Source organism: Mesorhizobium sp. WSM4815 (assembly GCF_055811575.1).
Window position 1 is genome coordinate 36978 of the sequence record NZ_JBVVQS010000091.1, and the last position, 23274, is coordinate 60251.

Annotated in this window: 20 protein-coding genes and 1 other RNA gene; 14 read left to right on the forward strand and 7 right to left on the reverse strand. The window is 62.7% G+C overall.

What is annotated here, in order from left to right:
* The first annotated feature begins 78 nt into the window (after positions 1 to 78).
* Entirely contained in the window at positions 79 to 1299 is a 1221-nt protein-coding gene (locus AC0L2B_RS13555; RefSeq protein WP_473745680.1) for an alanine racemase, read from the forward strand.
* Between the two features lie 167 nt (positions 1300 to 1466).
* On the opposite strand, the gene AC0L2B_RS13560 is transcribed toward AC0L2B_RS13555, so the two are convergent.
* The gene (locus AC0L2B_RS13560) at positions 1467 to 2198 is read right to left on the reverse strand and encodes an SDR family oxidoreductase (protein ID WP_473745682.1); all 732 of its coding nucleotides are present in this window, start codon (positions 2196 to 2198) and stop codon (positions 1467 to 1469) included.
* 132 nt (positions 2199 to 2330) lie between these two features.
* On the opposite strand from AC0L2B_RS13560, the gene AC0L2B_RS13565 reads away from it, so the two are divergent.
* Positions 2331 to 3224 carry a LysR family transcriptional regulator gene (locus AC0L2B_RS13565; RefSeq protein WP_473745683.1) on the forward strand — a complete coding sequence of 298 codons (894 nt, stop codon included), beginning with the start codon at positions 2331 to 2333 and terminating at the stop codon, positions 3222 to 3224.
* Between the two features lie 133 nt (positions 3225 to 3357).
* Here AC0L2B_RS13565 and AC0L2B_RS13570 read toward each other — a convergent pair whose 3' ends face one another.
* Both AC0L2B_RS13570 and AC0L2B_RS13575 read right to left on the reverse strand, forming a co-directional pair.
* Positions 3358 to 4533 carry a lytic murein transglycosylase gene (locus AC0L2B_RS13570; RefSeq protein WP_473745684.1) on the reverse strand — a complete coding sequence of 392 codons (1176 nt, stop codon included), beginning with the start codon at positions 4531 to 4533 and terminating at the stop codon, positions 3358 to 3360.
* An 80-nt stretch (positions 4534 to 4613) separates the two neighbouring features.
* Positions 4614 to 5405: a glycoside hydrolase family 25 protein gene (locus AC0L2B_RS13575; protein WP_287138262.1), complete on the reverse strand. Its 792-nt coding sequence runs from the start codon at positions 5403 to 5405 to the stop codon at positions 4614 to 4616.
* 225 nt (positions 5406 to 5630) lie between these two features.
* On the opposite strand from AC0L2B_RS13575, the gene AC0L2B_RS13580 reads away from it, so the two are divergent.
* Positions 5631 to 7010, forward strand: a complete 1380-nt coding sequence (locus AC0L2B_RS13580) for a serine hydrolase domain-containing protein (protein WP_473745685.1) — start codon at positions 5631 to 5633, stop codon at positions 7008 to 7010.
* Between the two features lie 536 nt (positions 7011 to 7546).
* Here the strand turns inward: AC0L2B_RS13580 and AC0L2B_RS13585 are convergent.
* The 3 genes from AC0L2B_RS13585 to AC0L2B_RS13595 form a co-directional block, all read right to left on the reverse strand.
* A complete protein-coding gene (locus AC0L2B_RS13585) occupies positions 7547 to 8233 on the reverse strand; it encodes a class I SAM-dependent methyltransferase (protein WP_473745686.1) in 687 nt (228 codons plus the stop codon).
* Positions 8230 to 9477, reverse strand: coding sequence for a BtaA family protein (locus AC0L2B_RS13590; RefSeq protein ID WP_473745688.1), 1248 nt, complete (start codon positions 9475 to 9477; stop codon positions 8230 to 8232). Before AC0L2B_RS13590 ends, AC0L2B_RS13585 begins: the two co-directional genes overlap by 4 nt.
* 82 nt (positions 9478 to 9559) lie before the next feature.
* On the reverse strand, positions 9560 to 13492 hold the full coding sequence (locus AC0L2B_RS13595) for a hydantoinase B/oxoprolinase family protein (RefSeq protein WP_473745689.1): 3933 nt from the start codon (positions 13490 to 13492) through the stop codon (positions 9560 to 9562).
* 200 nt (positions 13493 to 13692) lie between these two features.
* Between AC0L2B_RS13595 and AC0L2B_RS13600 the strand changes: the two genes are divergently transcribed.
* From AC0L2B_RS13600 to AC0L2B_RS13630, 7 genes are all read left to right on the forward strand, one after another.
* A complete protein-coding gene (locus AC0L2B_RS13600; protein WP_023798723.1) occupies positions 13693 to 13893 on the forward strand; it encodes a hypothetical protein in 201 nt (66 codons plus the stop codon).
* A 329-nt stretch (positions 13894 to 14222) separates the two neighbouring features.
* Entirely contained in the window at positions 14223 to 14942 is a 720-nt protein-coding gene (locus AC0L2B_RS13605) for a J domain-containing protein (protein ID WP_128174196.1), read from the forward strand.
* Complete coding sequence (locus AC0L2B_RS13610) at positions 14939 to 15700, forward strand: N-acetylmuramoyl-L-alanine amidase (protein ID WP_473745691.1); 762 nt, start codon at positions 14939 to 14941, stop codon at positions 15698 to 15700. The genes AC0L2B_RS13605 and AC0L2B_RS13610 overlap by 4 nt, the downstream gene beginning before the upstream one ends.
* A 183-nt stretch (positions 15701 to 15883) precedes the next feature.
* Positions 15884 to 16693: a lytic transglycosylase domain-containing protein gene (locus AC0L2B_RS13615; RefSeq protein ID WP_473745692.1), complete on the forward strand. Its 810-nt coding sequence runs from the start codon at positions 15884 to 15886 to the stop codon at positions 16691 to 16693.
* A gap of 78 nt (positions 16694 to 16771) precedes the next feature.
* Positions 16772 to 17169, forward strand: an RNA gene (rnpB, locus tag AC0L2B_RS13620) — RNase P RNA component class A.
* Between the two features lie 306 nt (positions 17170 to 17475).
* Positions 17476 to 17751, forward strand: a complete 276-nt coding sequence (locus tag AC0L2B_RS13625) for a type II toxin-antitoxin system ParD family antitoxin (protein ID WP_473745693.1) — start codon at positions 17476 to 17478, stop codon at positions 17749 to 17751.
* Positions 17748 to 18050: a type II toxin-antitoxin system RelE/ParE family toxin gene (locus AC0L2B_RS13630; protein ID WP_473745694.1), complete on the forward strand. Its 303-nt coding sequence runs from the start codon at positions 17748 to 17750 to the stop codon at positions 18048 to 18050. Before AC0L2B_RS13625 ends, AC0L2B_RS13630 begins: the two co-directional genes overlap by 4 nt.
* Positions 18051 to 18059: 9 nt before the next feature.
* Here AC0L2B_RS13630 and AC0L2B_RS13635 read toward each other — a convergent pair whose 3' ends face one another.
* Positions 18060 to 19187 carry a cystathionine gamma-lyase gene (locus AC0L2B_RS13635; RefSeq protein WP_473745695.1) on the reverse strand — a complete coding sequence of 376 codons (1128 nt, stop codon included), beginning with the start codon at positions 19185 to 19187 and terminating at the stop codon, positions 18060 to 18062.
* A 426-nt stretch (positions 19188 to 19613) separates the two neighbouring features.
* Between AC0L2B_RS13635 and mraZ the strand changes: the two genes are divergently transcribed.
* The 4 genes from mraZ to AC0L2B_RS13655 are packed head-to-tail and all read left to right on the forward strand — an operon-like array spanning position 19614 to position 23221.
* Positions 19614 to 20072: a division/cell wall cluster transcriptional repressor MraZ gene (gene mraZ / locus AC0L2B_RS13640; RefSeq protein ID WP_473745696.1), complete on the forward strand. Its 459-nt coding sequence runs from the start codon at positions 19614 to 19616 to the stop codon at positions 20070 to 20072.
* Positions 20069 to 21100, forward strand: a complete 1032-nt coding sequence (gene rsmH, locus AC0L2B_RS13645; protein ID WP_473745697.1) for a 16S rRNA (cytosine(1402)-N(4))-methyltransferase RsmH — start codon at positions 20069 to 20071, stop codon at positions 21098 to 21100. The genes mraZ and rsmH overlap by 4 nt, the downstream gene beginning before the upstream one ends.
* Positions 21101 to 21104: 4 nt before the next feature.
* Entirely contained in the window at positions 21105 to 21497 is a 393-nt protein-coding gene (gene ftsL / locus AC0L2B_RS13650; RefSeq protein WP_023798732.1) for a cell division protein FtsL, read from the forward strand.
* Complete coding sequence (locus tag AC0L2B_RS13655) at positions 21494 to 23221, forward strand: peptidoglycan D,D-transpeptidase FtsI family protein (RefSeq protein WP_473585720.1); 1728 nt, start codon at positions 21494 to 21496, stop codon at positions 23219 to 23221. The genes ftsL and AC0L2B_RS13655 overlap by 4 nt, the downstream gene beginning before the upstream one ends.
* The last annotated feature ends 53 nt before the right edge of the window (positions 23222 to 23274 follow it).

Below are 23274 nucleotides of genomic sequence, written 5' to 3' on the forward strand. Positions count from 1 at the left end.
GGGTGCGAGACACAGAATTGTTTTCATTCCCGCATAGGTTGGATTAATTGTGCGCAGTCTAAGCCAAGGGATTCGTCCATGCAGCAATTCGAAAATGCGCGCGAAGCGGCGCTGGCGCTTCGCCCGGACGATCCGATCTATTGCTTCCGCCCGCAGGTGCTGAAGGCGGACGCCAGACAGTTCATGGGCATGTTTCCCGGCAAGACCGCCTATGCGGTCAAGACCAACGGCGAGCAGATCGTGCTGAAGGCGCTGGTCGAGGCCGGCGTCGGCGCTTTCGACGTGGCCTCGCCCGGTGAGTTCGCCGCCGTGCGCGCAGTCTCGCCGGACGCCGAGATGCTCTACATGCATCCGGTCAAGGCACAGTCGGACATCAAGCTGGCGCTGGAGAAATATGGCATCCGGGTCATCTCGCTCGACCACGAGGACGAGATCACCAAGCTGACCCGCGTGGTGCGGGCGCTCGATATCGATCCGGGTGCGATCACCGTGTTCGTGCGCATCCAGACGAAAGGATCGGCCGCCTACGAACTGTCGAAGAAGTTTGGCGCCGGACCGGCCAATGCGGTCGATCTGGCCGAACGGCTGAACCGGACCGGCTACAAGGTCGGCCTGTGCTTTCATGTCGGCAGTCAGATCGAGGATCCCGACACCTATCAGCGCGCGCTGGCCTCGGCCGACTGGGTGCGCAACCGCGTCAGCTTCGACATCGCCGGCCTCGACGTCGGCGGTGGTTTTCCCGCCGAATACGGCCATGATCCCAACCGCAAGCAGATCGAGATGCCGTCGCTCGGCCAGATCATGTCGCGGCTGTCGGGCGACCTCAAGGAATACCAGTTCGACCAGATGCCGCTGGTGGCGGAGCCGGGCCGGGTGATCGTGGCGCGCTGCCTGTCGCTGATCGTGCGTGTGCTGCTGCGCAAGGGCAAGCGGCTCTACATCAATGACGGCATCTGGGCGTCGCTGTCGGATTCATGGACCGGCAAGATCACGCTGCCGGCGCGCTTCATTCCAGACCCGGCGATCCGCTCGCGCAATGGCGAGGAGAAGACCATCGTGCCGTTCAAGGTCTGCGGCGCAACCTGCGATTCCGTCGACATCCTGTCGCGGCCGTTCTGGCTGCCGGAAACGGTCGATACCGGCGATTGGATCGAGATCGGCCATATCGGCGCCTATTCGCTGTCGCTGAGGACACGGTTCAACGGCTTCTATCCCGACACGTTTGTCGAGGTGACGACGCCGTTCGATGAAGGTGACGCGCCGCAGGGGTTTGCCAGCCTGGAGACGATGGCGGATTAGTGAATGGTGAATGGTTAATAGTGAATAGTGAATAGTGAATAGTGAATAGTGAATAGTGGATAGTCAGTAGTCAGTAATCAGGAATGAATATCTAATTCCATTCACCATTCACCATTCACCATTCACCATTCACCATTCACTACTCACTACTCACTACTCACTACCCACTAAGCAACGCCGCCGCCGGCCTGGATGTTCTCGCCGGTCAGCCAGCGGGCCTCGCCGGAGGCGAGGAAAACCGCGACGTCGGCAACATCGCGCGGCGCTCCGATCCTGCCGAAGGGCGACATGCCGGCAGCCACGGCCCGGTCCCGCTGCGGAAGCAGGTCGGTGTCGGTAAAGCCCGGCGAAAGCGCGTTCACGGTGACGGAGCGCGGTCCGAGTTCGCGCGAGAGGACGCGGACGAACTGCTCGACGGCTCCTTTGCTGCCGAGATAAAGGGCGGTCTGGGTGAAGAACATCTTGGTTCCACCGGTGGAAACCGCGATGATGCGGCCACCGTCGCGCACGCGCCGCGCCGCTTCCTGAAGCGTGAAGAAGGTGCCTTTGGCATTGGCGCCGAAGACGTGGTCGAAGTCGGCTTCGGTGGCCTCGACGAACGGCTTTATGACGGCGACGCCGACATTGGCGACGACGATGTCAATCGCGCCCATCTGCTTCTCGGCTTCATCGAACAGCCGGCGAATGTCGGAAACAATGGAGATATCGGCCCGAATGGCGACGGCCTTGCCGCCATTCTCGCGGATGGCGGCAACGGCTTCCTGGGCGGCTTTCTCGTTGCCGACACAATTGACGACCACGGCCGCGCCGTTTGCCGCGAGCCCCTCGGCGATGGCGCGGCCGATGCCGCGCGAACTGCCGGTCACGAGCGCGGTTTTGCCATCAAGCGAATGATACATAGCTGCTGTCCCTTTTCTCGTCTGGCTACGCCCGCTCCAAATCGAGCGTCGGTCCCATGTCGAAGTTAGGGGCATGCTATTGCTCAGATAATAGTCTATTATCGAACAGCTTTGTTAAGTCTGAAGTACATAATGCGAGGGACCGAGTTTTCCGAGCTGAAGGCGTTCGCGACGATCGTCGAGGAAGGCAGCTTTGTCCGCGCCGCGGCCAGGCTCAGGATTTCGCCGCCGGCGCTTAGCCAGACGATACGCGGGCTGGAGGAGCGTGTCGGTGTCCGGCTGCTCAACCGCACGACACGCAGCGTGTCGCCGACCACTGCAGGCGAAACGCTGTTTGCCCGCCTCGCTCCGGCATTCAGTGAACTCGAAGGGGCTGTCGCCGACGCGCATGCATCGCGCGATCGACCGGCAGGCTCGTTGCGCATCAACGTTCCACGCATCGCCGCCATGCGTTTCATCGTGCCCATCGTCGGCGATTTCCGCCGGGCCTATCCCGATATTGCTCTCACCATCATCGTCGACGACACACTGACTGACATTGTCGAGGGACGATTCGATGCCGGAATCAGGCTTGGTGAGCGGCTGCATAAGGATATGGTGGCGGTGAAACTCAGCGACGAACTGGAGATGGCTGCGGTGGCGGCGCCCAGCTATCTCGAGGATCACCCCATGCCCCGTCATCCCGCCGATCTGCACCATCACCAATGCATCAATTTCCAGTGGCCCGGTGGCGGCAACATCTATCGATGGGAGTTCGCGCGAGGCCAGCGCGCTTTCGAAATAGCCGTGAACGGCGGTCTGACGGTCAACGACACGGAACTGATGATCAGGGCGGCCCTGGATGGGATCGGCGTGGCTTACATGCTGGATTACCAGGTTCGGCCGTGGATCGAAACCGGCAAGCTCATCCGTTTTCTCGAAGCCTGGTCGCCGAGATTTCCGGGCTTTCACCTATATCATACAAGCTCCCGGCAGGTTCCGCCGGCCTTGCGAGTGTTTATCGACTTCCTGCTTGCCAGGCGATGACGGATTAGTAATGGTGAATAGTGAATAGTGAATAAGTCAGTAGTCAGTAGTCAGTAGTCAGTAGTGAGTAGTGAGTACCTAGTTCCACTCACCACCATTCACCATTCACTACTCAATACTATGCACTAACCTGCTACAGCTTCGCCAAAAGCTCCGGTGTCGGCCAGCCGTCGACCGGCAGGCCTAGCCGCATCTGCTCCTTGCGGATCGCCTCGCGGGTGTTGGTGCCCAGGATGCCGTCGACCGTGCCTACGTCATAGCCTCTGGCCTCAAGCTTTGTCTGCAATGCCCTCATCTGGTCGCCGTTGAGGCCGGGTTCGGGATTGCGCGGGTCGAATTGCGGCGCACCCGCCAGCCGCGCGGCGAGATTTGCCGCGGTCAGTGCATAGGTGAAGGACTGGTTCCATTCGAGGTAGACGTCGAAATTGTCGTAGACCAGGAAGGCTGGCCCCTTGCGGCCCATAGGCAGTGCGAGGCCTGCCTTCAGGCCGTTGTCGACAAGCGGCGTGCCGTTCGGGTTGGTGACACCCCACTGAGCCCATTGCGTCAGCGGCAGCTTGTTGGTGCGGCCGGTCTGGTCCCAGGGCAAGTCGTCGGGCACGCGGACTTCCTCGATCCAGGGCTGGTCGCGTTTCCAGCCGCGCGACGTGATCTTGTTGGCCGTGGTCATGATCACATCAGGCGCGCTGCCGCGCAGGTCGATCACTTCGTCGCCGTCGCCGTCGACGCCTCGGCCGAGATAGTCGGAAGGCAGCATCTGCGTCTGGCCGATTTCGCCCGCCCAGGCACCGGTGACGTCGGCCGGGACCACGCCGCGATCGATCAGCGTCAACAATGGCACGATCTGGGGCCGGAAGAGCTGCGGGCGACGACAGTCGTAAGAGAGCGTGACCAACGCGTTCAGCGTTTGGAAATCGCCCTGCACGGCGCCGAAATCGGTTTCCAGCGCCCAGAAGGCGGCAATGACCGGGGCCTGAACGCCGAATTCGCGATCGGCGCGGGCAAACACGTCGGCATATTCCTTTAAGATGACCGCGCCCTGCTTCAGCCGATAGGCCGATATCATGCGGTTCGAAAACTCGATGAAGGTCTGGGTAAAGACGCCTTGAGCGCGATCTCGCGCCAGCACCTTTCCATCGAGAGCGGCGGTTTCCAGCGCCTCGAGTCCGGCAGTGCCGACGCCGGCATTCTTCGCCTCGGCCACAACGCCCTGCTTCCATGCCTGGAAATCGCCACCACATTGCTGTGCCACCGCCGGCGCCGTGGCGGCCAGAAACAGCGCCGCGAGAATTTCCAAGCGCAATCGCATCGCCATCCTCCCGAGAAGATTACCGGCGGTTGCAGGCGTCCTTCATTGGCTGTGTCGAAAAGCAGGCTGCAGGCCCGCTGTCAACGGGTGTTCTGCCGCAGCCATTTGTTCCAGGTGGCTTCCGAGCCGTTGAACACGTTGATATCGGCCTTCCCTGAGATGCCCGGCACAATACCGGTTCCGGTGTACTGCCAGAAGGTGAACGGGTGGCTGCCGTATCTTTTGCGCGGATGGCCGGCCACCGAACGCAGCCAGTAGGGATAGCCGCGGAAGGCCGACAGGCCGTTGTCGTCGAAGAAATCGATCGAGGTGTAGATGATCGGCTTCTTGCCATAGTGCTTTTCGACGATTTCGAGGAAAGTGCTCATCTCGCTGCGCACCGTGGCCGCATTGGGACGCAGCTTGCAGGTCGGCGATTGCGGGTTCCATTCCATGTCGAGAACCGGCGGCATTGCCGAGCGGTCTCTGGGCACGTTCTGGATGAACCAGCGCGCCTGCGTCGCGGCCGGCGTGCAAAAATAGTAGAAATGATAGGCGGCGCGCGGAATTCCGGCGGCTTTCGTGCGGCTCCAATGCTCGTTGAAATACGCGTCGAAGCGATCGCCACCTTCCGTCGCCTTGACGAAAACGAAGGAAATGCCGCTGGCCCTGGCCGCCGGCCAATCGACCGAGGTCTGGTATTTGGAGACGTCGGTACCATGAACGGCATAGCTCCACGGCGCGCCGCTGTCCCACTCATGCGGGTCGGAGTCGTCAAAACGGGGTGCGCGCACCGCAACGCTCGGCGCGCCCGGCAGCGAGGGCGCAAGATCGTCGACGGTCGAGCAGGCGCCCAGCAGCGTCAGCATAATGAAAGCCGCGAAACGGCGCATCGCTACTCCTGAACCGGTTTCAGCCGGCCGCTGATGGGTTGTTGCTGCAGGTGGTCCCTCGACCGTGCCCCCAAGCGATCGCCCCACAGGACCGCTCTCCTATCCCTGGTGTATCGCCGATCATGGTTGATATTCCGTTGACAGCGCTCGACCAGAACCGCGATTTTGCCGAAGCAATGGCGGCAAATCAATGGCATGGATGAGCGTCCGGGGAGAGTCGGAAGAATGCTGACTGTTCTGAGGCTGGTGAAATGGCTGCTCGGGCTGGCCGTGCTGGCGGTCGCAGCACTCGCTGCCTGGCTGTATCTGGCGCCGCCGGAACTGATCCGCGTCGGCTCGGGCTATACGGCCAAGATCGTCTGCTCGAACGTCTTCATCGCCGGACGCGATGCCGATGAGGTGCTCGCCGTCGACGTGCAGGCGCCGGGCCATCCACTGCTGCGGCTGATGAGGATGTCCGTCGACAAGGAACAGGGCACGGTTTCGGCCGGGCTGTTCGGCGTGTTCGGCAAGAGCGTCGCCGTCGTTCGAGACGGGCTTGGCTGCACCGCGGTTCCGGGCGGCGACATCGCCAGGGCCAAAGCAGTCGCCGGGCCGGCGCTGACACCGGCGCCGCCGCTCGACGCGCTCTGGCCGGAGGGCGACAAGGTCGACGCATCGCAAAACCCCGAGATCGCGAAAATCCTCGACGATCCTGCAATGACCGGCGCCGGTATGCGGGCGGTGGTGGTGGTCAAGAACGGCCGCATCGTCGCCGAGCGTTATGGCGCAGGCTTTACCCAAAAGACGCCGCTGCTTGGCTGGTCGATGACCAAGACGGTCAATGCCGCGATCGTCGGCACGCTGGTGAAGGACGGCAAGATGGTGATGACGAACCAGGGCCTGTTCGGGCCCTGGAAAGCGGACGGCCGCGCCGCCATCAGCCTCGCCGACATGATGGCGATGTCGAGCGGGCTGGAATTCAACGAGGATTATGGCGACGTCACCGACGTGACGCGGATGCTCTACCTCGAGCCTGATATGGCGGGCTTTGCCGGATCCAAGCCGCTGACCGGCGAGGTGGGCAAGGTATTTTCCTATTCAAGCGGCACGGCAGCGATGCTGTCGCGGCTTTGGCAGGATGCGGTCGGCGACAAGGACAAGGCGCTGGCGTGGCCAAGGATTGCGCTGTTCGACCCGCTCGGCATGCAGAGCGCGGTGCTGGAGACCGACGAGCACGGCACCTTCGTCGGCTCGTCCTATCTCTACGCCACCGCCCGCGACTGGGCGCGCTTCGGCCAGTTCCTGCTGCAGGATGGTGTCTGGAACGGCCAGGAGGTCCTGCCTGCGGGCTTCGTCGCCTGGATGCGGGAAGCCGCAACCGCCTCGAAAGTCTACGGCAGGGGCCAGGTGTGGATCGAGGGTCCGGGCGACGAGGAGAGCCCCGGCGCCGGCATCGCTGCGGGCCTGCCAAGGGATAGCTATTGGATGGAAGGCCATGACGGGCAGACGGTCGCCATCATCCCCTCGGCGCAGCTTGTGGTGGTGCGGCTCGGCCTGACGCCGGCCAACCTCGGCTACCGGCCGCAGATCATGCTGGCAGCGCTGGTGAAGGCGCTGCATTAGAGGAATGCGGCGATCGCTCGCCGCAGGGTCTATGCAGCTGTCGCCAAAGGCCTTGCACGATCAATACGCGCCCGCTCGTCGGGCGAGGAGCGAAGCGACGCGACCGATCTTGGGATTCCGTGACCTTGGAGCGCTGCTGCGGTGCAGAACCTTCGATCGCGGAGCGAGGCGCCCCCCTCTGTCCTGCCGGACATCTCCCCCACAAGGAGGGAGATTGGCAGCTCGCGCGCCTCACCCTTCTTTCAACGTTGAAGATTGGCGAAGCCGGACGCGACATCTGATCTCCCCCCAAGTGGGGGAGATGTCCGGCAGGACAGAGGGGGGCGCGAAGGATCGCTACCGTTTTCGTTCTACCGCTGCATCCTTCGGGTGATGTCACGGAATGGATCCCAGGGTCTGCGCCGTCGCTTCGCTCCTTGCTCGCCCTGGGATGACGAAGGCGCAGGGGGCTTACGGCTAATTGCAGACGTTGGAGATTGGCGGCTGCAGGTCGGTCGGCAGCGACCATCCAGAGGGCTCAGTCAAGAGCCAAAAAACTAAATGGCGATGTTGGTGACGGCCAGCCAGGCGTAACCGCGATAAAGCGTTCTAAACCGAAGGGTTGCGCCCACTCTTGCAGATTCTGATTCCAGGACGTCCCGCAGGGCCTCGCGCGGCTCGACGTGGAATTTTCTCAGCCAGCCGCGCAGCAGCGTGCGGAACCAGCGGGGCAGGGCCTCCTGCTGGCCGAAATCGACGACGTGCAGCGAGCCGCCGGGTGACAGGACTGCAAGTGCCGCTGATACGGTCTTCTCCCAGCCGGGGATCATCGACAGCGAATAGGAGACAAAAATGCGGTCGAAACGTTCGACGGAGAATAGCGCCTTCGCGTCGAAATCAGTGGCGTCGCCGCGCGCCAGCTTGGCGCGGCCGGAGAGACCTTCGCGGGCAATGGCAGCGGTGGCCGTTTCCAGCATCTCGGCTGAAATATCGAGACCGAAGAAGCGGGCGTCGGGATAAAGCCGGGCGGCGAGGACGATGTTGCGGCCGGTGCCGCAGCCAAGCTCGAGCACGGTGCCGCCGGCGGGCACATTCAGCCCCGCGATCAGCCGGTCGCGGCCGAGCAGGTAGTATTTGCGGGTCAGGTCGTAGACGTGGCGCTGCCAGCGGTAGACGCCGTCCATCAGCTCGGCGTGCCCGGCCGGCGGTTCGCCGTGCCTGGCCGGCAGTTCGGTCGCGCTCATGCGGCCTGCTTCACATAAAGGTGGAAGCCGCCATAGATGGCCGAACGGTCGCGGGCCGAGAATTCGCGCGACGCCTCGTCCGCATAGCTCCACTGGTCGAGCAGCGAATTCGAGACCCGGCCGGGCAACAGGCTGGGTTCGGCCGCGGTGCGGAAGATGACGCGGGCATCGGTCGACGCGGTACGGGTGATCTCGGCCCACAGCGCATTGAGCTGGTCGTCGGTCATCCAGTCCTGCGCGTCGAGCAGGACGAAGCGGTCGACCGAACCGGCATCCTTGCCGGCAAGGAACTCGATCAGATTGGCATGGTGGATGGCGACGCGGTCGACATTGTTGCGGATCGTTTTGTAGTTGCGTTTTTCGAGATAGGCAGGCAGCGCCGCCTCGCCGGGATTGGGGTAGCGGCGGGCAAAAGCCTGCCAGGCGAAATAGTTGTTCTCCAGCGGAAAATCGCAGGCGAGCTTTTCCAGCCGGGCCTTCAGCACGCTGGCCATGGTGCCGTCGCCCGAGGTGATCAGCGAATCGTACTGTGCCGGCGGAATGCCGAGGCCGAACAGCGAGGCTTTTCGCGATGTTGCCCATTTCAGCAGCGGTTTTTCGAAAACCGGCGCCAGTTCCTCGTCGAAGAAGCGGCGCTGGTCGACGAGGCTTTTGGCTTCCATGATGCCGGCCGGATCGACGCCGAAGAATTTGGCGGTGCGATGGCCCATGGCAATGAACAGGCCGAGCAGCCCGGTCTGGTAAAAATTGCTGTCGAAGACGGCGATGCGGCGACGCCGGCGCCAGTTGCGATGTTCCCAGTAATGACGGCTGACCGGGTCGAGATGCGGCGCGATGAAACGGTCGTAGGCTTGCGAATTGTGACGGGTCTCGGCAGCGCCGAAGAAACGGAACAGGTCACCCTGCGACGGCAGATGGCGCACCGCTTCGAGCTTCATGCGGTTCAGCGCGATATGGGCGGCGTTGAGATCGACGGCGTCGATCCGTTCCGGTGACCGGGTGAGATAGGCAAGGATGTTACAGCCACCCGAGGCGATGGTGACGACGCGGTGGCCCTGGCCAAGCTGCATCGCCTCCATGTCGACGTCGGGGTCTTCCCAGATCTGTGGATAGACGAGGCCGGAAAACAGAAAGGCGAAGAGCCGCTCGGAGAGGCCGGCCTTAGACAGCGGGCGGTTCTGGTAGACGGCCTTGCCAACTTGCTTGCCGCGGCGAAAAACCAGTTCTCCGGAAACATCCGTCATGACAAGGCGATTCCCCGTTTGCTCTGGCGCAAGCGGGTAGCGCAGGTGGATGACAGGCCGGTGACAGTCTGTTGAGGCGAGTTCAGGCGTTGCCAAATCCGCCCGGCGTCGGCGTCGTCACGATGACGGCTTCACCGGCCTCGAGCAGCGTCTGGTCGCAAGCCTTCAGGACTTCGATGCGGCCATCCTTGCGACGGACCTTGGTCGAGCCGACCTCGCCATTGCCGCCGCCGTCCAGGCCTTGCGGCGGGCGGTTGCGATGTGAGGACAGGATCGCGCATTCCATCTTTTCGAGGAAACGGATGGTGCGCTCGGTACCGTCGCCGGCACTCCATTTGCCTTTGCCGCCGGAGCCTTCGCGGATGTGGAAATCCTCGAGCAGGACGGGGAACCGCAACTCCAGCACTTCCGGGTCGGTCAGGCGCGAATTGGTCATGTGGGTGTGGACGCCGGAGGTGCCGGCAAAGCCGCGACCGCTGTTCATCCGGCCTGCCGGCGAGCCGGAGCAGATGGTCTCGTAATACTGGTACTGCTTGTTGCCGAAGGTGAGGTTGTTCATCGTGCCTTGCGCATTGGCCATCGCGCCCATGGCGCCGAACAGCGCATTGGTGACATGCTGCGAGGTCTCGACATTGCCGGCGACGACCGCGGCCGGGTAGGTCGGCTTCAGCATGCAACCTTCGGGAATGATGATGTTGATCGGTCTCAGACACCCGGCATTCATCGGGATCATGTCCTCGACCATGACGCGGAACGCATAGAGCACGGCTGCGCGGGCGACCGGTTCGGGGGCGTTGAAGTTGTTCTTCATGACCGGCGATGTGCCGGTGAAGTCGACGGTTGCCTCGCGCTTTTGCCGGTCGACCGATATCTTCACCTTGATGATTTGGCCGGTGTCGGTCGGATACTCGTATACGGAGCTGTCGGGCAGCCGCTCCAGCACGCGGCGCACGCTTTCGGCGGCATTGTCCTGGACATGGCCCATATAGGCCTCGACCACGCCAAGGCCGAAATGCGCGACCATCTCGCGCAACTCGGCAACGCCCTTTTCATTGGCGGCAATCTGCGCCTTGAGGTCGGCGATGTTCTGGTGCGGATTGCGCGCCGGGTAGGGGTGGTCGGTGAGCAGTGTCTCCAGCTCCTTCTCGCGAAACCGGCCGCGATCGACGATGCGGAAATTGTCGAACAGCACGCCTTCCTCGTCGACGGTGGTGGCGAGCGGCGTCATCGAGCCGGGCGCCGTGCCGCCAATGTCGGCATGATGGCCGCGCGAGGCGACGTAGAAGAGGATCTTTGGCGATTGGCCGATCTCCCCCCTTGTGGGGGAGATGCCAATTGGTGACAAAGAGGGCAGGGCAGAGGGGGGCAACGTCGAGCGCTCAGCTTCGCGGTATGCCGGCTCGCCAATTGGAGGCGTTGGCGGGACAGCGCCCCCCTCTGTCGGCTTCGCCGACATCTCCCCCACATGGGGGGAGATTGGGCGCCCATCCTCAAAGACCGGCGTCACCACCGTAATGTCTGGCAGATGCGTGCCGCCATTATAAGGCGCATTCAGTGCAAAGACGTCGCCGGGGTGGATGTCGCCGGAGTTCAGCCGAATGATGATTTCCACCGAACGGTCCATGGAGCCGAGATGCACCGGCATGTGCGGCGCATTGGCGACCAGCGCGCCATTGCGGTCAAAGACGGCACAGGAGAAATCCAGCCGTTCCTTGATGTTGACCGAATAGGCGGTGTTTTGCAGCGTCACGCCCATCTGTTCGGCGATCGACATGAACAGGTTGTTGAACACCTCCAGCATGACCGGATCGGCCTCGGTGCCGAGCGCCGCCAGCCGGCGCTTTTTCTCGATGCGACGCAGGAGCACGTGGTTCCTGGCGGTGATTTCGGCCTGCCAGCCCGGCTCGACGACGATGGTCTGGTTCGGTTCGATGACCAGGGCAGGGCCGCCAAGCTTGTGCCCCGGTTTGAGCGCCTCGCGGCGGAAAATGCCGGCGTCTCGCCAAGTGCCGTCGATGAAGATTTGCCGATTTTCCGAAGGGCTTGCGGCGATGTCCTCAAGGATTGAATCACTTTCCTCGCGGCCGGCGTCGCCGCTGTCGATACCTTCGACGCCGACCGATTCCACGATCATCGGCTTGTCGTCATAGACGAAGCCGAACTGCGCCTTGTGCGCTGATTCGAAATCCGCCTTGGCGCGTGCGATCGAGCCGCGCTCGAAATTCACCGGCAGCGCGGTGTCGGTGCCGTCGTAGCGGATCTGCAGCACCGGTTTCGAGGCGACGGCGTCCTCGGCAATGCCTTGCGCGGCAAGCTCGTCGATGACGGCTTTGCGCAGCGTCGCGATGAGCTCGTCGATTGCCGGCCTGGACACTTCCGCCAGCGGTTTCAGCAGCGCCTGCTGGCGCGACGAAAAAATCGAGGACAATCCAATGCCATAGGCCGACAGCAGGCCGGAGAAGGGATGGATCAGCACCGCCTCCATGCCGAGTGCGTCGGCAACGAGGCAGGCGTGCTGGCCGCCGGCGCCGCCAAAACAGTTCAGGAGATATTCGGTGACGTCGTAGCCGCGCTGCACGGAAATCTTCTTGATGGCGTTGGCCATGTTTTCGACGGCGATGGTGACGAACCCTTCGGCGACCGCCTCCGGCGTGCGGCCGTCGCCGATTTCGGCGGCGAGTGCGGCGAATTTCTCGCGCACGGTTTGCACGTCGAGCGGCTCGTCCTGGCCGGGTCCAAAAATGGCCGGGAAGAAGTCGGGCTGCAGCTTGCCCAGCATGACATTGGCGTCGGTGACGGCCAGCGGGCCGCCGCGCCGGTAGGCGGCCGGGCCGGGATTGGCGCCGGCCGAATCCGGCCCGGCGCGAAAACGGCCGGCCTCGTAGTGCAGGATGGAGCCGCCGCCGGCGGCGACGGTGTGAATGCGCATCATCGGCGCGCGGATGCGCACGCCGGCAACCTCGGTGTCGAAGGCGCGCTCATAGTCGCCGTCATAATGGGCGACGTCGGTTGAGGTGCCGCCCATGTCGAAGCCGATGACCTTGTCGAAACCGGCGAGCTTTGCTGTCTCGACCATGCCGACGACGCCGCCGGCCGGACCGGACAGCAATGCGTCCTTGCCCTGGAACATATCGGCGGCGGTAAGGCCGCCGGACGACATCATGAACATCAGGCGAGGGGATTCCCTCCCCCTTGAGGGGAGGTTGGCGGCGAAGCCGCCGGGTGGGGTCGGCTCGACTGGGTTCGACGCTCTGGCGGGGCCTTCTGAGATGACCCCCTCTGTCGGCTTCGCCGACATCTCCCCCTCGAGGGGGGAGAGGACGCCCAGCTCTTGCGCCACCTTCTGCACATACCTTGCCAGAATCGGCGACAGATAGGCGTCGACCACGGTGGTGTCGCCGCGGCCGACCAGCTTGATGAGCGGCGAGACCTCATGACTGACCGAGATCTGCGAAAACCCCAGTTTCCTGCAGACTTTTGCAACCGCCTTTTCGTGGTCGGGATATTTCCAGGCATGCATGAACACGATCGCCACCGCGTCGATGCCGTCGGCCCTGGCTTGTTCGATGGCCGGGCGCATGGCGGCGATGTCGAGCAGCCTTTCGACGCGGCCGTCGGCGTGCACGCGCTCGTCGACCTCGATGACGCGCTCGTTGAGCTGTTCGGGAAGGATGATCTGCTTGGCGAAGATATCGGGCCGGGCCTGATAGGCGATCCTCAGCGCGTCGCGAAATCCCCTGGTGATGAGCAGCAGCACACGGTCGCCCTTGCGCTCCAGAAGCGCGTTGGTGGCAACGGTGGTGCCCATCTTGATGTCGCCGATCAGGCCGGATGGGATCGGCGCGCCGGATTTTAGCCCGAGCAGATCGCGAATGCCCTGGATGGCGGCGTCGGTATAGGCTTCGGGATTTTCGGATAGCAGCTTGCGCGGGTGCAGCCCGCCTTGCGGGTCCCGGCCGATGACATCGGTGAAGGTGCCGCCGCGGTCGATCCAGAAATCCCATTTGGCGGTCACGGCAGCTCTCCCGGGCATTTTATTGATTCAAATGTGCTAATTCGCCATGGTCTGGTGTTAATTCGCCATGACTTCGCCGGCATCGCAAAAGCAGATGATGTTACATACGGAAATGCAACGTTATGAAACCCATGGGGCGTTTGGTGCATTCTGTCCACGATCGTCACCGGTAGCGGGGGCGTGATCAGAGGAGAGATGTCATGAAGAAACTCATTCTTGCGTCGGTTTCGGCGCTTGCCCTGCTTGGCGTTGCGGCTTGCAGCGACAGCGGCACGGGCGGGGACGCTACCACCACGCAGAGCACCAATCCGCCGGCGAACGAACAGCCGATGCAGCCGGCTCCCGACGCGACCAAGCCGGCCGAGCCGGCTCCGGCACAGCCATCTGCGCCTGCGCAGTAATTCTTATGTGAATGAACAGAAGGCCGGCATCCTGCCGGCCTTCTGACTCCAGGACAGTCTTCTTGCGGCCGCCGCCGCAAGCGCGGTTTTGCCTGTCACTTTTTGGCCCAGCAGAAGGGGCCGAAATGGCGAGGTGACGAAGGCGTGCAGTTTCGCGTGCCATAGCCGTTGCTGCCTGCTAATATCCATGATCGACGGTTGCGCCAGCTGCTCAGGGAGGCCGCCTGCTCAGGAGGGCGCGAAATCGGCTGGGCCGGCCCTGCGGCATTGTCTTCAGCTTGATAGCGGTGGGCTTGATAGCGGCGGCCAGTTAGCCCTAATAGGTGCCCATGTCGATTTGGGATCGCCTCGGCGACTTCATCACCCGCGTTTCGTCCTCAACCTCGTCCGGCGTCGCCGACGTGGTCGAGGCTGTGCGCACGGTTTTCTCCGGCGACCCCGACCTGCGCCGGCGCGTCGCCTTTTCGGTGGCGATGATCGCGCTGTCGGCCAAGATGGCCAAGGCCGACGGCATCGTCACCCAGGACGAGGTGCGCGCCTTCCAGCAGATATTCGAAGTGCCGAAGGAGCAGACGCGCAATGTGGCGCGGCTCTACGATCTGGCCAAGCGCGACATCGCCGGATTCGAGACCTATGCCGCGCGCATGGCGCAGCTTTGCGGCTCCGGCCATTCGAACTGCGCGATGCTGGAGGACATTCTCGACGGGCTGTTCCATATCGCCAAGGCCGACGGGTTGGTCCACGAGCGCGAAGGCCAGTTCCTGCATCGCATCGCCGAGATCTTCCGGATCGAGGAGGCGCACTATCAGACCATTCTGGCCCGGCACGTCGATCTGGGTGCGGCCGATCCCTACGTCGTGCTCGGCATCGAGCGGGGAAAAACCTTCGAGGAGGTCAGGAAGCGTTACCGCAAGCTGGTTTCGGACAACCATCCCGACCGGCTGATCGCACGCGGCCTGCCGCAGGAATTCATCAAGATCGCAACCAGCAGGATCGCGGCGATCAACGCGGCCTATGAGATGATCGAACGGGGCCTGCGGCACGCATGAGCGGCTTCCTGCCCGACGAGCCGAGCGCCGAGGTCAGGGTATCGCCGAATTTCGGTCCACGACGCGAGACGGTCGACATGATCGTTCTGCACTACACCGGCATGGAGACCGGCGCCGGCGCCGAAGCATGGCTGTGCGATCCGGCCAGCGAGGTTTCGTCGCACTACCTCGTCCATGAGGACGGCCGCATCGTCCAGATGGTCAGGGAAAGCGACCGTGCCTGGCATGCCGGCAAGAGTTCCTGGTTCGGACGTAGCGACATCAACTCCTGTTCGGTCGGCATCGAGATCGTCAATCCGGGACATTCGCTGGGCTACCGGAATTTTCCGAAACGGCAGATCGATGCCCTGATCGGCCTGTGCAGGGGGATTGTTCAGCGCCATTCCATCCCGGCTCAACTGGTGCTCGCCCATTCCGACGTGGCGCCGGGACGCAAGATCGACCCGGGCGAGAGATTTCCCTGGACGGCCCTGTTCGAGGCCGGTGTCGGCCATCTCGTCGAAGCGGCACCCGTCAGGCGCGGCGCGGTGCTGAAGGCCGGCGACGCGTCTGCCGAGGTCGAGGCGTTGCAGTCGATGCTGGCGCTCTACGGTTATGGCGTGGAGATATCAGGCGCGTTCGACCGGCAAACCGAAATCGTGGTCGAGGCTTTCCAGAGGCATTTCCGGCAACGCAAAGTGGATGGCGTGGCCGACGGATCGACAATTCGCACGCTGGAACGGCTGCTTGGCTCGGTGAGGGCAGTTCCGTCCAAGTAGTCTTTTCCTGGCTGTAAGTTACAGCCTGTCATTTAAAGTGACTTGCCCCGCCTTTTTTGCCGCCAATTCGACCGTCAAAGGCGATCCGTGCAAGTTGTCGGACCTACAGCCTCCCAAATGTTCCGACGTTGATTGGCGTAGCTGCGTGAAGTTCTTCGCGCGGTTCAAACAGAACAGGATCCCATGCAGAAATTGACCGTTTTAACGGCAGCTGTTGCTGCCGGCGTAATGACTTTTGCCATCGGTGCGGCCAATGGCGCGCCTTTGAGCCAGCGGGCCGACCAGGGTTTCATGACCGCGCCCGATAAGACTGCCACGCCGAAAGCCGGGCAAGATGCCGGAGAAAAAAGGACAGCCTCCGCAAAGGCGAAAAAAGTTGCTGCGGTGAAAGCGAAAAAGCCAGCATCCGCAAAGGCGGAAAAGGTCTCTGGAAAGAAGGCAATCGTTGCAAAGAAGGCAGTCGTTGCAAAGAAGCCAGTCCTTGCAAAGAAGGCAGTCTCCAAGCGGCATGTGAAGCGCAACAGGACCCGCATCGACCAGGCGACGACGGCGTCGATCGGCCGGCAAAGCCGGGCGTCGGCGCCGAAGCCGGCGGCCGCTGGCGATAGCGGCCAGTATTCGACGATCATCGAGCGTCATGCGGCCAGCAATGGTGTTCCGGTCTCGCTCGCCAAGGCCGTCATCATGATCGAGAGCAGGTTTCAGCCGAACCAGGTCGGCCGCGCCGGTGAGATCGGCCTGATGCAGATCAAGCCGTCGACGGCGCGGATGATGGGTTACAGCGGCTCGATCAAGGGTCTCCACGATCCCGAGACCAACATCAAATACGGCATGAAATACCTCGCCATGGCGCGCAACCTCGGCGACGGCACGACCTGCGGCACGATCCTGAAGTACAATGCCGGCCATGGCGCCAAGCGGATGAACCCGATTTCCGCGGCCTATTGCGGCAAGGTCAAAGTGCAGCTGGCCGCGCTTGGAGCGCCGGCGTAATAGACGTAATAGATCGTAATAGACTGGGACCTGCTTTTTTGTTTGCGTTTTCGAATGTGAATCCCTTTATACGCCTTGCCAGCTGGCCGGGCGGCCGCACCCGCGAAGCCGAAAGGCTGCGGGTGAGGAAAGTCCGGGCTCCATGGAGACACGGTGCCGGTTAATGGCCGGCGGGGGCGACCCTAGGGAAAGTGCCACAGAAAGCAAACCGCCACGATCCGTCGTGGTAAGGGTGAAAGGGTGGGGTAAGAGCCCACCGCGCGACTGGCAACAGGAGCGGCACGGTAAACCCCACCGGGAGCAAGACCGAATAGGGGCGGTGCGAGGGGAAACCCTCGAGGGCTGTTTCCGGCTCACCGCCCGGGTAGGTTGCGTGAGGCGCATGGCAACATGCGCCCAAGATGAATGGCCGCCACGTTCTCGCGCCGCAAGGGGCGAGGGCCATACAGAACCCGGCTTACAGGCCAGCTGGCAATTTTCGTCCAGATTCTACTTTTTCGTCCAGATTCTTGGGGGGAAACTCCCTGATATCAGCAGGTTGCGTCTTCGGGCGCGCTTGCTGGTTCAGGCGCTTCATTGACTGATTCAGCTTTTACTGGGCTGTGCATGGAGCAAGCGTTTCTTGAAACTGGTGCGATTAAATCGTACTTTCCTAAAGCGCGTCGCGTTCGACCGTTCTCTCGCGACGCGCTTTAGGTTGTTGTTTATGCATGTCGTTATCGCAGAACCGCTGCACACTTTTGCGCGACATGCATTAGTACGGGCAGTATCAGGAGCGCAGCATGGGGCAGGTCGACAAACGCAGCATCACGCTTTCGCCGGAACTGGCGGCGCTGGTCGACGATGTGGTCGCCGCCGGAGAATATGCTTCGGCGAGTGAGGTGATCCGCGACGCACTCAGGCAATGGAAGGACCGCCGTGACTTGCACGGCTACACGGTCGAGGAGTTGCGCAAGCTGGTGCAGGAGGGGATCGACAGCGGATCGGGACGATTTGCGTCGATCGATGAAATCAAGGCCGAAGCGCGTAGACGATTGAAATCCGATAACGCGGCATGAATTTGCTGCCCATCATCCGAACTGCACATGCAGAAGAGGATTTGATCGCGATCTGGCTTCATATCGCGCGAGGCGACGAGGCTGCAGCGGACCGGCTGCTCGACCGGATCGAAGCGCGCTGGCAGCAACTGACGATTTATCCTTTCTCGGGCGCACCGCGCGAAGACATCGCGCCCGGCATCCGCCATCTGGTCGTCGGCGAATACCTCACACTGTACCGTGTCGGCGAGGATGCAGTCGAGATCCTGCGTGTGCTGCATGGCCGGCGCAATATCGAAGCCGACGATCTGGCTTCGTGATCGGTTCGCTCAACCGTCGACGCTGTCTAGCCCCCGGGCCAGCGACGCCTCGATCGCCTGCCAAAGCGCTTCCACCGGCTCGCAGCCGACCGACAGGCGAACAAAGCCGGGCGGCACCGCATCACCCCAGCGGGCGCGCCGCTCGGCCGAAGAGTGGACACCGCCGAAGGAGGTCGCCGGCTGGATCAGGGCGCAGGCGCCGATGAACGCTTCGGCCCTGGCTTCACTCCCCAGGTCGAGGCCGACAAGGAAGCCGAAACGCTCCATCTGGGTGGTCGCCAGATTGTGTGAAGGGTCATCCTCCAGTCCAGGAAAGCGGACGGATTTCACGGCCCGATGATTTGTCAGGCGTCGGGCGATCAGTTCGGCCGATGTGCACATGCGCTCGAAGCGGACTTCCAGCGTCTCGAGGCCTCGATGGACCAGCCAGGCTTCGAATGGTCCGGGGATCGAGCCCGACAGTTTGCGCCACTCGCGGATGGCGGTGATGATCCCGGCGTCACGGCTGGCGACATGGCCGAACAGCGCGTCGGAATGGCCATTGGGCGCCTTGGTGTCAGCGGCAACGACGATATCGGCGCCGAGGTCGAGCGGGCGCTGACCGTAAGGCGTCATCGTGGTGTTGTCGGCGACGACCAGCGCGCCGGCCTCGCGCGCAAGGCGCGCCACGCCGGCCAGGTCGCAAATGTCCAGCCCAGGATTGGATGGGGTCTCGACGAACACCAGCCGGTAGCCGGAAAAACCGCCGTCCACAAAGGACTTGGTCGGTCGTGTGTCGAACGGGAGGTCGAAAGGTTTGAGGAAGCGCTCGGCAAGCAGGCGCGGCGTGTAGTAACCATCGGACGGCAACAGGATGCGATCGCCCGCCTTGAGCAGCGCGAAGAAGACCGCAGCGATCGCGGCCATGCCCGACGGGAACGCTACGGACGGCGCCTCCTCGAGGTGGCCGAGCATGTCTTCCACCGCTTCCCACGTCGGATTGTCGTAGCGCCCGTACTGGCTGGCGCCGGCCGGATTGCCGGGCAGATGGAAAGTGGTCGTCATTGTCAGCGGCAGCGAGACCGGATCGCCCTTGGCGAGCTTGACGCCACGCAAATGGGCAAGGGTGGCCGCGCGCGACTTGGCTGTTTCGGACATGTATTTTCAACCTTCTGACCGAGAAAAGAACCTGTTTCTGACCGAGAAAAGACAGGCCAACGCTATGCGTGGTGGCGCTCCGCGGCAAGCCGCCTCCGGTTAGGCCAATCGGCTCTAAACGCTTCGTTAGGCTTAATGGAGCATAAACACGGGAGTGCCGTCAAAGCTGCCCTCATCGGTTGTGGCGCGCGTTTTGTGAAGCCTATTCCCGTTGACGCCCATAGTACCCCATGATATCCCATTCACATATTCAAGCCTTCGTTCCGCGTCAGGGTGAAGCGTACGCCAATCGGGCAGCCGCGGCGGCTGCGCGTTCGCCTGTTTTTGCCTTTTGGAGCGAAGTGAGTTTTGGGCAGGGACCGCGCTGCGGCGGCGCGGGCGGGAGGATGCAGAGGGGTGCGGCGGCGCAAGCGGCCGTAACGCGTAATGGACCGGTTTCTGTCAAGCGCGGTGAACAGGATCGATGCGAAGGGGCGGGTGTCCGTTCCAGCGCATTTCCGTGCGGTTGTGCAGAAGCGCGGTTATTCGGAACTCTATGCGCTGCGCTGCCTGGACCGTCCGGCGATGGATGTCGGCGGGCTCGACCTGCTCGACCGCTACGAGCAGCGCATCGCGCAGGAAGACCCCTTCCTGCAGACCTCGGACGACATGTCGTTCTTCTGCCATGGCGATGGAACCTTTCTCAAGCTCGATCAGGACGGCCGCATCTCGATGACCGATTTCATCCGCGAGCATACCGGCATTTCCGCGGAAGTGGCTTTTGTCGGCCGCGGCAATTTCTTTCAGATCTGGGAACCTGGACGGCTCACCGCCTATGGGGCGGAAGCACGCGCCCGGCTTTTGCAGCTTCGGCAGGGGACGAACCCTGGGGAGCGGCCGGAATGATGGCGGGCTACGGCGATGACCCTCACGCCGTTGGCGGACCAGCCCGTCACATTCCGGTCCTCCTTGCCGAAGTGCTGGAGGCGCTTTCGCCCAAAACGGGCGAGGTGGTCGTCGACGGCACATTCGGCGCCGGCGGCTACACCAAAGCCATTCTGGCGAGGGGCGCCTCGGTTGTCGCGATCGACCGCGATCCGGATGCGATTGCTGCCGGTCGTGTTCTCGAGCAACAATCGGGCGGCAGGCTCCGGCTCGTCCAGGCGCCGTTCTCGACATTGGACGAGCATGTCGAAAGCGCTGACGGCGTCGTGCTCGACATCGGCATCTCCTCCATGCAGATCGATCAGGCGGAGCGCGGTTTTTCGTTCCGTGCCGACGGACCGCTCGATATGCGCATGGCGCAGGCTGGCCTCAGCGCCGCCGATGTCGTCAACTCTTTCAAGGTGGGCGATCTTGCCCGCATCTTCGGGTTTCTTGGCGAAGAGCGCCATGCCGGCCGCATCGCCCGCATGATTGAAAGCCGTCGCGAAAAACATCCGTTCGAGCGCACGCTCGACCTTGCAGACGCCATTGAGACGCATATCGGCCGCGCGCCGAAGGACAAGATCCATCCAGCGACCCGCGTCTTCCAGGCGCTGCGCATTTTCGTCAATGACGAACTCGGCGAACTGGCCAAAGCGCTGTTTGCGGCTGAACGCGTGCTGAAACCGGGCGGACGGCTGGCCGTGGTGACGTTCCATTCCCTGGAAGACCGCATCGTCAAGCGCTTCATCGCCGATCGCGCCGATGCGGCGACCGGATCGCGGCACCTGCCCGAGGCGCAGGCGCGCAGCGCCACCTTCAAAAAGGTGGGCAGCGGCGTGACGCCCGGTGAGGCCGAGATATCGGCCAATCCGCGGGCGCGCTCGGCAAGGCTGCGCGCGGCGATCCGCACCGACGCGCCGGCGCGCGCCGGCGATTTTTCGATTTTCGGGCTTCCAAAACTTCCTGATCCAAAATTTCCCGGTGCCGAGCGGCCGGGAGAGAGGTGAGCACGTGTTTCGTACCAGCGACATAGTCCTTATCGCCGTCATGGTTTCGGCCGCGGCCTTGACCTTCAAGACCAAGCGCGAGGCCGAGGAACAATTGGCGGCGGTGCACAAGATCCAGGCGCAGATCCGCTACGAGGAGGATACGATCGATCTCCTCAAGGCGGACTGGAGCCTGCTTACCCAACCGTCGCGTCTGCAAAAGCTGGCCGAGACCTATAAATCGCAACTCGAGCTCGAGCCGGTCAGCGCCCGCCAGATCATCGGGCTGGACGATCTGCCGGCAAAACCCCTCACCATCGAGGACCTTTCGTCCGAGCGGCTGGGCGGCATGGCCGACAGTTCCAGCAAGGAACCGATGGGCAACGACCCCGTGGTCACCGGAGGCATCGTCCAATGATCGCCAGACTTCCAGTGATCACCAGTCTGCTGACGCGCCGCGCCAAGTCCGGTGACGACGGATCGATTGTGGTCGAAGGCGCCCGCAAGGCGACCGGCGGCAAGGGCAGGACCCGTGTCGTGATGACGATGGCGGTGTTTTTCGGCATCTATCTGACCATCACCGGGCGGCTGGTCTATCTCGGTTTCCAGAACCCCGACCTGTCCGGCGGTCCGCAGAGCCGGGTGACGGCGTCGCGGCCCGACATCGTCGACCGCAACGGCGAAGTTCTCGCGACCGACATCAAGACGGCGTCGCTGTTTGCCGAACCGCGCCGCATTGTCGACGCCGACGAGGCGATCGAAAAACTGGCGACGGTGCTTCCCGAAATCGACTACGAGCAGACCTATCACAAGCTGAAGAGCGGCGCCGGCTTCGTCTGGCTGCAGCGGCAACTGACGCCCAAGCAACAATCTGAGATTCTGCAGCTCGGCATTCCCGGCATCGGCTTCCGCACCGAAAAGCGCCGCTTCTATCCGGCCGGCGAAACCTCGTCCTACATTGTCGGCCTCACCAACATCGACAACCAGGGCATCTCCGGCATGGAGAAATACATCGACGAACAGGGGCTGAGCGATCTTCAGGCGTCCGGCCTGGCGGTGGCCAAGGATCTGAGGCCGGTGCAGCTTTCGATCGACCTGCGCGTCCAGCATATCGTGCGTGACGAGGTCGCCACCGGCATGGAAAAATACCGCGCAATCGCGGCGGGGGCCGTCGTTCTCAACGTCAAGACCGGCGAAGTGGTCGCGATGGCCTCGGTTCCGGACTTCGATCCGAACAACCCCTATAATGCGCACGACAAGGACCGCTTGAACCGCATGTCGGCCGGGCTCTACGAGATGGGCTCGACCTTGAAGAGCTTTACCACCGCCATGGCGCTCGATTCCGGCAAAGTGACGCTGGAAAGCCGTTTCGACGCTACGCGCCCGATCAGGATCGGCCGCCAGACCATCCATGATTTTCATGGCAAGTCCCGGGTGCTGTCGGTGCCCGAAGTGTTCATCTATTCGTCCAACATCGGTTCGGCCAAGGAAGCCGAAGCGGTCGGCATCGAGGGGCACCGCGAATTCCTGCATCGCCTGGGCATCCTCGAGAGAATGCAGACGGAACTGCCTGAGGTCGCCCGCCCGACCGAGCCAAAGGTCTGGAAACAGGTCCATTCGATCACCATCGCCTTTGGTCACGGTGTGTCGACGACGCCGCTGCAGACGGCGGTCGGCTGTGCCGCGCTGATGAACGGCGGCTATCTGATCCAGCCGACATTCCTGAGACGGGCGCAGGAACAGGCGATGTCGGTGGCCAAGAAAGTCGTCAGCGACAAGACCTCCGAGAACATGCGCTATCTCTATGCACTCAATGCCGAGAAAGGCTCAGGCAGGAACGCCAGGGTTCCAGGTTATCGCGTCGGCGGCAAGACGGGAACGGCCGAGAAGGTTGTCAACGGCCGCTACTCAAAGGACAAGAACTTCAATGCCTTCGTCGCGGCGTTCCCGATGGACGATCCGCAATACATCGTGCTTACCATCGCCGACGAACCGAAGCCGGAAAAACCCGGCATGGGTGCGACGGCCGCCTCGAATGCTGGCGCCATGGCTGCAAACATTATCCGACGTTCGGCTTCCATGCTTGGCGTGAAGCCAGATTTCAGCCATGAAAATGGCGCAACGCTGGTTTCCTATCAGTGATTCTGAGGGCGCGCCGGCAACTGCGCGCTATTTTGTTGCTATGAACGGGGTTC